This window comes from Streptomyces sp. NPDC004788, assembly GCF_053601115.1.
In genome coordinates this window covers 42,250-51,153 of sequence record NZ_JBSGBF010000057.1, presented here as the reverse complement: position 1 = coordinate 51,153, position 8,904 = coordinate 42,250, and the positions used below count along the sequence as shown (strand labels likewise).

The 8,904-nt window shown below is 73.6% G+C and carries 10 protein-coding genes and 1 pseudogene; 6 read left to right on the top strand and 5 right to left on the bottom strand.

Going from position 1 to position 8,904, the window contains the following annotated elements; all coding sequences use genetic code 11:
* Together ACWEJX_RS23720 and ACWEJX_RS23715 are read right to left on the bottom strand one after the other, a co-directional pair.
* A partial coding sequence (locus ACWEJX_RS23720; RefSeq protein WP_451609412.1) for a thioesterase II family protein occupies positions 1–545 on the bottom strand: 545 nt, incomplete at its 3' end.
* A gap of 2 nt (positions 546–547) precedes the next feature.
* The gene (locus ACWEJX_RS23715) at positions 548–1,324 is read right to left on the bottom strand and encodes an AfsR/SARP family transcriptional regulator (RefSeq protein WP_451609411.1); all 777 of its coding nucleotides are present in this window, start codon (positions 1,322–1,324) and stop codon (positions 548–550) included.
* A gap of 475 nt (positions 1,325–1,799) precedes the next feature.
* Between ACWEJX_RS23715 and ACWEJX_RS23710 the strand changes: the two genes are divergently transcribed.
* Complete coding sequence (locus tag ACWEJX_RS23710) at positions 1,800–3,110, top strand: globin domain-containing protein (protein WP_451609410.1); 1,311 nt, start codon at positions 1,800–1,802, stop codon at positions 3,108–3,110.
* A gap of 77 nt (positions 3,111–3,187) precedes the next feature.
* Positions 3,188–3,946: a pyridoxamine 5'-phosphate oxidase family protein gene (locus ACWEJX_RS23705; RefSeq protein WP_451609416.1), complete on the top strand. Its 759-nt coding sequence runs from the start codon at positions 3,188–3,190 to the stop codon at positions 3,944–3,946.
* Here ACWEJX_RS23705 and ACWEJX_RS23700 read toward each other — a convergent pair.
* Entirely contained in the window at positions 3,921–4,358 is a 438-nt protein-coding gene (locus tag ACWEJX_RS23700; RefSeq protein WP_451609409.1) for an ArsI/CadI family heavy metal resistance metalloenzyme, read from the bottom strand. The genes ACWEJX_RS23705 and ACWEJX_RS23700 overlap by 26 nt on opposite strands.
* A gap of 89 nt (positions 4,359–4,447) precedes the next feature.
* On the opposite strand from ACWEJX_RS23700, the gene ACWEJX_RS23695 reads away from it, so the two are divergent.
* The 4 genes from ACWEJX_RS23695 to ACWEJX_RS23680 are packed head-to-tail and all read left to right on the top strand — an operon-like array spanning position 4,448 to position 6,505.
* Entirely contained in the window at positions 4,448–4,840 is a 393-nt protein-coding gene (locus ACWEJX_RS23695) for an ArsR/SmtB family transcription factor (protein ID WP_451609408.1), read from the top strand.
* Positions 4,837–5,556 carry an aquaporin gene (locus tag ACWEJX_RS23690; protein WP_451609407.1) on the top strand — a complete coding sequence of 240 codons (720 nt, stop codon included), beginning with the start codon at positions 4,837–4,839 and terminating at the stop codon, positions 5,554–5,556. The genes ACWEJX_RS23695 and ACWEJX_RS23690 overlap by 4 nt, the downstream gene beginning before the upstream one ends.
* Positions 5,553–5,969 (top strand): arsenate reductase ArsC, encoded by a 417-nt coding sequence (locus tag ACWEJX_RS23685; RefSeq protein WP_451609406.1) that lies wholly within the window; start codon positions 5,553–5,555, stop codon positions 5,967–5,969. Before ACWEJX_RS23690 ends, ACWEJX_RS23685 begins: the two co-directional genes overlap by 4 nt.
* A 53-nt stretch (positions 5,970–6,022) precedes the next feature.
* Complete coding sequence (locus ACWEJX_RS23680) at positions 6,023–6,505, top strand: N-acetyltransferase family protein (RefSeq protein WP_451609405.1); 483 nt, start codon at positions 6,023–6,025, stop codon at positions 6,503–6,505.
* A 128-nt stretch (positions 6,506–6,633) separates the two neighbouring features.
* Here ACWEJX_RS23680 and ACWEJX_RS23675 read toward each other — a convergent pair whose 3' ends face one another.
* Positions 6,634–7,296 (bottom strand): response regulator, encoded by a 663-nt coding sequence (locus tag ACWEJX_RS23675; protein ID WP_451609415.1) that lies wholly within the window; start codon positions 7,294–7,296, stop codon positions 6,634–6,636.
* Between the two features lie 78 nt (positions 7,297–7,374).
* A pseudogene (locus ACWEJX_RS23670) lies at positions 7,375–8,904 on the bottom strand (DUF7134 domain-containing protein); the annotation flags it as partial.

Genomic DNA, 8,904 nt, shown 5'->3' with positions numbered 1-8,904 from the left:
GCTGACCGCCGCCGCCACCCTCGCCCCCACCCCCCCCCCCCCCGCCCCCCCCCCCCCCCCCCCCCGCAGGAACCACAAAACCTGCAACTCCTACCCCCCCCCCCCCCCCCCCGCTGGCCGCGGGGGCGGCCCCGCGGGGCCCCCCGGGGGGGGGGCCGGTGGGGCGGCCGCCCCCCCCTCCCCGGGGGGCCGGCGGCCCCGCCGCCGGTGCGGCGCGCCAGGCGGACGGCCACCTCGTACGCGAGGGAGGCCCCCATGCTGTGGCCCAGGAAGAGCCGTGGGCGGGTGCCCGGCGCGGGCAGCGCGGCCGCGATCCGCTCGGCCAGGAGATGGAGGTCGCCGACCGGCTCCTCGCGGTACCGCTCCTGCCGCCCCGGGTACTGCACGGCCGCCACCTCGACGTCCGGCGTCAGCAGCCGGGAGAGGCCGAACCAGTAGGCCGCCGAACCGCCCGCGTGCGGGAAGCAGACCAGCTCCGCACCGGCGTCCGGGGACGGGTGGAACCGCCGGAACCAGATGTCCTGTTCCTCTTCGGCCCGGATCACGGTCAGCCCGCCATCGGAAGGTCGAGGAGCCGGTCGGAGGTGAGGATCGCCTGGTGCAGCCGGCGCAGCGACCGGCAGGGCTCCAGGCCCAGTTCGGACCGTAGGACCCGCTGTGCGCAGCGGTACACGCGCAGCGCCTCGGCCTGCCGGTCGGAGCGGTACAGCACGAGCATCAACTGCCGGTAGAAGGACTCGCGCAGCGGGTACTGGGCGATCAGCCCCGTCAGCAGGCTGATCACCTCCCGGTGCCGGCCGAGCGCCGTGCGCGCCTCGACGGACAGCTCCAGGCAGTCAAGGCGTTCCTCCTCCACCCAGGTGGCGAACGCCGACAGCGCAGGTCCTTCGGCGGTCCCGTCGAGCACCGGGCCGCGGACGAGCAGCAGCGCGCCCTCGAACGCCTCCAGGGCCTCCTCGTACCGGCCGGCGTGCTGATGCGCGCGTCCCGTGCGCATCAGCTCCTGGAAGTCGTCGACGTCGAAGCCCGCGCCGTCGAGCCGCAGGACGTATCCGGACTGCTTGGTGACGATGGCCGTGCCCTCGTGGTCCCCGGCGGCGGCGAGGAACTTGCGCAACTGGGACAGGTAGACGTGGACGGCGGCCGAGGCCCGGCGGGGCGGGGCGGTACTCCACAGTTCGGCGGCGAGCTGTTCCTTGGTGGTGACGCGCCCGGCGGAGATCAGCAGGGTGGCCAGTGTCATCTCCATCTTGGGAGCGCTCAAGGAGTGATGAACGCCGGTGTCGTCCGAGACGAGCAGCGGTCCCAGCAGTTCGTAGCGCATCGGTACCCCCGTGGCATGGCGGAAAGTTGGGCGTGTGCCAGGGCTTCACTCTCCGTGGATGGGCCGTGTCCACGCATCGGGGAAAGTACGTACGTACGCCGAATGGCCGAAAACACGCGACCCGGTATGACGGGAGGCCGTCGCCCGGGCCCGCGCCCGGCCCGCCGAGGCGGGCGGGGGGCGAGCCGCCTCGTCGCGTCCAAGAACGTCGGTCACCGAGGAGAATTTCTTCAGGAGGGTTATGGAGGAGTTCTGATGGTCGCGTGACTTTTCCGTCGGGGATTCGCCGCCGGCAGCTCGTCGAACGTGCATACGTACCTGTCGAACTCGTTGGTAATCCGTATCTGAGCTGGGCAAACGGATTCAGGGGGTGGTCTGTCGCGGCTGTCCCGCCCATTCGGACGGCCGATGTATGGTCGGGCCGCCCTCAAACGGGTGGGCGTGAAGGCGAGGCAATTCGAGGCGAGGCACACCGATGGGAATTCCGACCACTCCGTCGTCCGACGGAGCAGGCGAAGGCGCGGGTTGGTTCAGGCGAAGGCCACCTCAGCCCCAGGGGCTCCGCACGCCGGCCGGTCCGGTTGCGGCCGGTCCGGTTGCGGGCGGCCCGGTTGCGGGCGGCCCGGCGAGGAGCGGTCCGTCGGGGAGCGGTCCGTCGGACGAGTCGGACGCGGCCCTGCTGCGCCGCACCATGGCCGAGATCGAGCCGGTCGCCGACCAGGTCACCTCGTACTTCTACGCCCTGCTCTTCCTCCGCCACCCCGAGCTGCGGGAGCTCTTCCCCGTGGCGATGGACACCCAGAGGGACCGCCTCTTCAAGGCGCTGCTCACCGCCGCGACCCACGCGGACGACCCCGCCACCCTGACCACGTACCTCACCCACCTCGGCCGCGGGCACCGCAAGTACGGCACCCGCCCCGAGCACTACCCCGCCGTCGGCGAAGCCCTGATCGGGGCCCTGACCCGCTACGCCTCGTCCGTCTGGGGGCCGAGGACCGAGGCGGCCTGGGTGGCCGCCTACACCACGATCTCGCAGGTCATGATCGACGCGGCGACCGAGGACGAACTCCGTTCGCCCGCCTGGTGGCAGGCGGAGGTGGTCGCCCACGAGACGCGGACCCCGGACATCGCGGTCGTCACGGTCCGGCCGGACCAGCCGTACCCCTTCCTCGCCGGGCAGTACACCGCGCTGGAGACCCCGTGGTGGCCGCGCGTCTGGCGGCACTACTCCTTCGCCTCCGCGCCCCGCTCCGACGGGCTGCTCTCCTTCCACGTCAAGGCCGTCCCGGCGGGCTGGGTCTCCACCGCCCTCGTGCGCCGCGCCCGTCCGGGCGATGTCATCCGGCTCGGTCCCCCCGCCGGCTCCATGACCGTCGACCACACCACCGACAACGGGCTGCTGTGCCTCGGCGGAGGCACCGGCATCGCACCCATCAAGGCCCTCGTGGAGGACGTCGCCCGGCACGGCAGGCGCCGTACCGTCGACGTCTTCTACGGAGCCCGGGAGAACCACGGCCTGTACGACATCGAGACGATGCTCCGGCTCCGGCAGTCGCACCCCTGGCTCTCGGTCCGGCCCGTCCTGGACGACGCCCCCGGCGGCCTGCCCTCCGGCGGACTGCCCGACGCCATCCGCGAGCACGGCCCGTGGCACACCCACGACGCCTATCTGTCCGGCCCGCCCGGAATGATCCGCCACGGTGTCGAGGCCCTGGTGGGCGTCGGCATCCCCACGCACCGCATACGACACGACTCCCTAGAGGAACTGGCCGGGGCAACGACGTGAGCACCTTCCCACACGACCAGAGCACCTTCCAGCAGGACCGGAGCACCTTCGAGCAGACCGAACGGCGGACGGCACCCCTGCGCACCACCCGGCCGGGCAGCGACGGAGAACACCTCGTCCAGTGGCGCCTGGGCACCACCGAACGCGCCGACCGGTTCTACGCCGAGCAGGTCCTCGACCGGCTGAACCCCCGGATGCGCGAGTTCACGGCCCGACAGGAAATGTTTTTCCTGGCCACCGCCGACCGTCACGGAGCCTGTGACAGCACCTTCCGCGCCGGCCCGCCCGGCTTCCTCCACGTCCTCGACGACAGGACGCTCGCCTACCCCGAGTACCGGGGCAACGGCGTCCACGCCAGCCTCGGCAACATCGAGGAGAACCCGCATGTCGGCGTCCTGATCGTGGACTTCCTCCGTGACCGCATCGGCCTCCACGTCAACGGCCGGGCCAGGGTGGTCGCCGACGACGAGATGCGCCGCGCCCACCCCGACGCCGGGCTCGCCGTCGACCCGGTGCCCGGCCGGCGGGCCCTGGTGTGGGTCGAGATCGCCGTCGACGAGGCGTACATCCACTGCGCCAAGCACATTCCCCATCTCCAGAAGGCCCCCGCCCACGGCGGCGGCCGGTCCTGGGGCACGGACGACGCCAAGCGCAAGGGCGGTGACTTCTTCGGCGCGGCCGCCGAAGCCGCCGGGCGCGGGCCGTTCGTTCCGCCGCCCCGAGCCGACGCGGGGACCTGGCGCGCGGCAGCGGAGACAGTGCTGGCGAAGGCTGGTGCCGCGGCCGGGGCGCGGGAGTTCAGCGGCTGGTTCAGTCGCGGCTCCGGCTCGCGCTGAGGGCGCGGCATGTGCCCGGGGCGGTGCCGGCCTTCTCCAGGGTGTCGGCGTCGGCCTTGACGACGTACACCTCCCAGGGCTCCCTGCCGGGGCCGGTGACCCAGACCTTGTCCTGGAGGGCGTAGCAGCATGACGTGTCGTTCTCCTCGAACGTCGCCAGGCCGGCGCCCTTGAGGCGGTCGGTGGCGGCGGTGACGTCGGCCGCGGTGGCGACTTCGACGCCGAGATGGTCGAGGCGGGTGTCCTCGCCGGGCTCGCCCTCGATGAGGACGAGCTTGAGCGGGGGCTCGGTGACGGCGAAGTTGGCGTAGCCGGGGCGGCGCTTGGCGGGTTCGGTGCCGAAGAGCTTGGCGTAGAAGGCGATCGAACCTTCGAGATCGGCGACGCGCAGGGCGAGCTGGACACGGGACATGGCGGGTCTCCCTTGGGGAGCGGCTTGTATCGACGTCTGTCGATACAGAAGACGTTGCCACCGGGATCGATGGCTGTCAATATTGAGGCATGTCGAAACAAGCTGGTCTGCTGCCTCTGGTCGGGCAGGACGACGACGAGACGGTGGTGTGCTGCGCGCCGATGGTCCGCGAGCCGTTGGGCGACGAGGCCGCGATCGAGCTGTCGCGGATGTTCAAGGCCCTCGGGGATCCCGTCCGGCTGCGACTCCTGTCGCTGATCGCCTCCCACGAGGGCGGCGAGGCGTGCGTCTGCGACCTGACCGGCCCGTTCGACGTGTCCCAGCCGACCATCTCCCACCATCTGAAGGTGCTGCGCGAAGCCGGTCTCGTCGGCTCCGAGCGGCGCGGGACCTGGGTCTACTACTGGGTGCTGCCCGACGCCCTGTCCCAGCTGTCCGCACTGCTGCAGATCCCCGGCGCGTCGGCGAAGGCCCCGGCGTGAGCGCCCGGGTACCGCTGATACGGCGGGCGGCCGTCGAAGGGATCGGTACGGCCGCGCTGGTCGCCGTGGTGGTCGGCTCCGGCATCCAGGCCACCGGACTCACCCAGGACGTCGGCCTCCAGCTCCTCGCCAACTGTCTGGCGACCGTCTTCGGCCTGGGCGTGCTGATCGCCCTGCTCGGGCCGGTGTCCGGCGCGCACTTCAACCCGGCCGTGACGATCGCCGCCTGGTACGACGGCGACGGCCTCGCGCTCCGCGAAGTGGCCGCCTACGTGCCCGCCCAGATCGCCGGGGCGGTCGCCGGCGCGGTGCTCGGGGACGCGATGTTCGGCCGGCCGCTGGTGGAGTTCTCCACGCATGAACGGTTCGCCGGGCACCTGTGGCTGGCCGAGGCCGTGGCCACGGCCGGGCTGGTCTGGCTGGTCTTCGGGCTGACCCGCGCGGGCCGCACCCACCTGGCCCCGGTCCTCGTGGCCTCGTACATCGGCGCGGCGTACTGGTTCACCTCCTCCACCAGCTTCGCCAACCCGGCGGTGACGATCGGGCGCGCCTTCACCGACACCTTCGCCGGGATCGCCCCCGCCTCTGTCGCCCCGTTCGTCGCGGCCCAGCTGCTCGGGGCCGCCGTCGGGCTCGCCCTGGTCGCGATCACCTTCGGCCGCCGCCCGGCCCCTGCCCGTAACCCCGTCGCCGCAGAAAGCGTCCTGACCTCATGAACGCCGCCACCCCCTCAGTCCTGTTCGTCTGCGTGCACAACGCCGGGCGGTCCCAGATGGCCGCTGCCTTCCTCACCCACCTCGGCGGCGATCGCGTGCAGGTCCGCTCGGCGGGCTCCGCCCCGGCGGACACCGTCAACCCGGCCGTGGTCGAAGCCCTCCGCGAAGCCGGCATCGACATCTCCGCCGAGACCCCGAAGGTCCTCACCACCGAAGCGGTGCGGGCGTCCGACGTCGTCATCACCATGGGCTGCGGCGACGCCTGCCCCGTCTTCCCCGGCAAGCGCTACCTCGACTGGAAGCTCGACGACCCCGCCGGCCAGGGTGTCGCGGCCGTGCGCCCCATCCGCGACGAGATCGAGCGCCGCGTCCGCGGCCTGCTCACCGAACTCGGCGTCGAGGCCCGCGTATGACCCCCGCCTCTCCCTCCGCCCCCGCGTCCGGGCCGGGGATCCGCGTCGCACCCATGGGGCCGGAGCACGCGGATCAGGTCCTCGCCATCTACCAGCGGGGCATCGACGAGGGGAACGCCACCTTCGAGACCGCCGCCCCGACGTGGCAGGCCTTCGACGCGGCCAAGTCGCCCGAGCACCGCCTGGTCGCCCTGGACGACGGCGACAGCGCCGGCCGCGTGCTCGGCTGGGCCGCCGTGACACCGGTCTCCGACCGCTGTGCCTACGCCGGTGTCGTCGAGCACTCTGTCTACGTCCACCCCGACGCCCGAGGCCGCCGCGTGGGCCTGACCCTGCTGACCGCCCTCCTCGCCTCCACCGAGGCGGCGGGCATCTGGACCGTCCAGTCCGGCATCTTCCCCGAGAACACCGCCAGTCTCGCCCTCCACCAGCGGGCCGGCTTCCGCGCCGTCGGCACCCGCGAGCGCATCGGCCGCCACCACGGCGTCTGGCGCGACGTCGTCCTCGTGGAGCGCCGTTCGGCTGTCATCGTCTGACGCCCGGTGGTCCCACGGCTTCGGTGCCCGGCCTTCGGCCGGGGGCCGGGGGCTACCGTCGGGGTCCGTCACGGCCTCCCGCTCACACGGCGTCCCGCTGTCACGGCCTTCCGAGGTCCCGGTCGGCGTCAGGCCGGGGGGAGCAGGCGGTTCTCATGGGCGAACACCACGGCCTGGATCCGGTCGCGGAGTTCCAGCTTGAGCAGGATCCGCCCCAGATGGGACTTCACGGTCGCCTCCGCGAGGTGCAGGGCGGCCGCGATCTCGGCGTTGGACAGGCCGCGACCGACCTCGACGAGCACCTCGCGCTCCCGGGCGCTGAGCCGGTCGAGCCGCTCGTCGCGGACGGCGGTGCCCCCGTCGGCGAGCCGCGGACGGAAGTCCTCCAGCAGGCGCCGGGTGATCCGAGGGGAGAGCACCGCGTCGCCCGCCGCGACGTTGCGGATCGCGGTGAGCAGCTCCTCGGGCCGGGTGTTCTTCAGCAGGAAGCCCGAGGCCCCGGCGCCGAGCGCGGCGAAGGCGTACGCGTCCAGGTCGAAGGTGGTCAGGATCAGCACCCTGCTCCCCGGGGAGACCTCGACGACCTGCCGGGTCGCCTCGATCCCGTCGGTCCCGGGCATCCGGACGTCCATCAGTACGACGTCGGGCCGCAGCTCCCGGGAGAGGCGGACGGCCTCGGCTCCGTCCGCGGCCTCGCCGACCGGCGCCATGTCGGGCTGGGTCTCCAGGACCGTGCCGAAGGCCATCCGGAGCAGCGCCTCGTCGTCGGCGATCAGGATGCGGATCGTCATGCGGTGCCCCTCCCGCCGCTGCCCAGCAGGAGCCGGGTCCGCACACCCCAGCCGCCGCCTCGGAAGCGGTCCGGCCCGCAGCGTCCCCCCGTAGGCGGCCGCGCGCTCGCGCATGCCGGGGATGCCGTGGCCGGACGGTGCGGCGGCGGGAGGCGTCGCCGACCGGGGGCCGCTGTCGGTGACCTCCATGCCGACGCTCCCGGCCGAGCACTCGACCAGGACCGTCGCGCGGGTACCGGCGGGGGTGTGCTTGAGGGCGTTGGTCAACGCTTCCTGCACCAGTCGGTAGACGGTGAGTTGTGCGGTGGCCGGCACATGGGCGTGGCCGCCGCGGACCTCCAGGCCGGTCGGCAGCCCGGCGGCGGTCATCTGGTCGGCGAGCGCCTCCAGCTGGGCGATGCCGGGCGGCGGGTGCCGCTCGGCGTCCGGCTCGTCGGCCCGCAGGACGCCCAGCGAGCGCCGCATGTCGGTGAGGGCCTGTCGGCCCGTCTCGGAGATCCGCAGCATCGCGGCGGTGGCCCGCTCCGGGGACCTGGGCTGCGCGTGGACGGCGGCGTCGGTGAGCGCGACCATGACCGACAGGTTGTGGCTGACGATGTCGTGCATCTCGCGGGTGATCCGGGCCCGCTCCTCGGCCACGGCCAGCAGCGCCTGCTGCTCCTGGTGCAGCGCCAGCCGTTCGGCCCGCTCCTGCACGGCGGCGAGGTAGGCCCGGCCGGTCCGCACGTTCACCCCGAGGACGGCGGCGGCGACCACCGTCGCGGAGAGCGCGACGAACGGGGTCAGGAACGCGCCGTTCGATGCCCAGCGCAGGCAGGCCAGCACGGCCCCGCCCTCCACGACGGCGGCGGCGAGCAGCGTGCCGCGCCGGCCCGTGTGCGCGGCCGCCGTGTACAGGGCCACCAGCACGGCGACGTCCGCGGGCAGTTGGACATCGGCCAGCCACTGGACGAAGGCCGCGGCCACCACGGCGGCGAACACCACGAGCGGGGCCCGGCGCCGCCACACCAGGGGCAGCGCCAGGGCGGCGGTGAGCGCCGCCGCCACCGGCAGCTCCCGGGCCCGGTACGTGGCCACGACGTCGAGCAGGAGCAGCGCCGGCAGGATTGAGTCCCACACCAGGGGCGGTACCCGGTCCCGGTGGCGCACCGTCACACCTCTCCGCCGATCGGCCGTCGTGGCGGCCCGCCGGGGCCGCCACCGCGTACAGCCGCAGCCTAGGCCGCGGGTCCGCGCCCGCACATGAGCCCGGCGTCGGAGCGCACCAGGCAGGGGTACGACCACAGGAGGAGACCCGCCACCTCCCGCGGTCGCAGGCCGCCGCCGGTCCGGGGTGCCCGGTGGCCACCCCGGGCGCACCGCAGGCCGCCGTGGTTGCCGCTCCGGTCGCACGGCGGCCTGTCCTGGTTGCGACTCCGGTCGCAGGGCGGCCCGTCCCGGTTGCCGCTCCGGTCGCACCGCAGGCCGCCCTGGTTGCGACTCCGGGCGCACGGCGGCCCGTCCTGGTTGCGACTCCGGGCGCACCGCGGCCCACGCCGGTCGCCACCCCGGTCGCAGTCGGCGGCGCCCCGGAGGCCGATGCGGCGGCGCGGGCCCGGCGACGAGCAT

Excerpts from the sequence above, each read along its gene's own strand:
- ACWEJX_RS23715 (WP_451609411.1), bottom strand. The coding sequence starts at position 1,324 with ATGCGCTACGAACTGCTGGGACCGCTGCTCGTCTCGGACGACACCGGC.
- ACWEJX_RS23710 (WP_451609410.1), top strand. The coding sequence starts at position 1,800 with ATGGGAATTCCGACCACTCCGTCGTCCGACGGAGCAGGCGAAGGCGCG.
- ACWEJX_RS23700 (WP_451609409.1), bottom strand. The coding sequence starts at position 4,358 with ATGTCCCGTGTCCAGCTCGCCCTGCGCGTCGCCGATCTCGAAGGTTCG.
- ACWEJX_RS23695 (WP_451609408.1), top strand. The coding sequence starts at position 4,448 with ATGTCGAAACAAGCTGGTCTGCTGCCTCTGGTCGGGCAGGACGACGAC.
- ACWEJX_RS23685 (WP_451609406.1), top strand. The coding sequence starts at position 5,553 with ATGAACGCCGCCACCCCCTCAGTCCTGTTCGTCTGCGTGCACAACGCC.
- ACWEJX_RS23680 (WP_451609405.1), top strand. The coding sequence starts at position 6,023 with ATGGGGCCGGAGCACGCGGATCAGGTCCTCGCCATCTACCAGCGGGGC.
- ACWEJX_RS23675 (WP_451609415.1), bottom strand. The coding sequence starts at position 7,296 with ATGACGATCCGCATCCTGATCGCCGACGACGAGGCGCTGCTCCGGATG.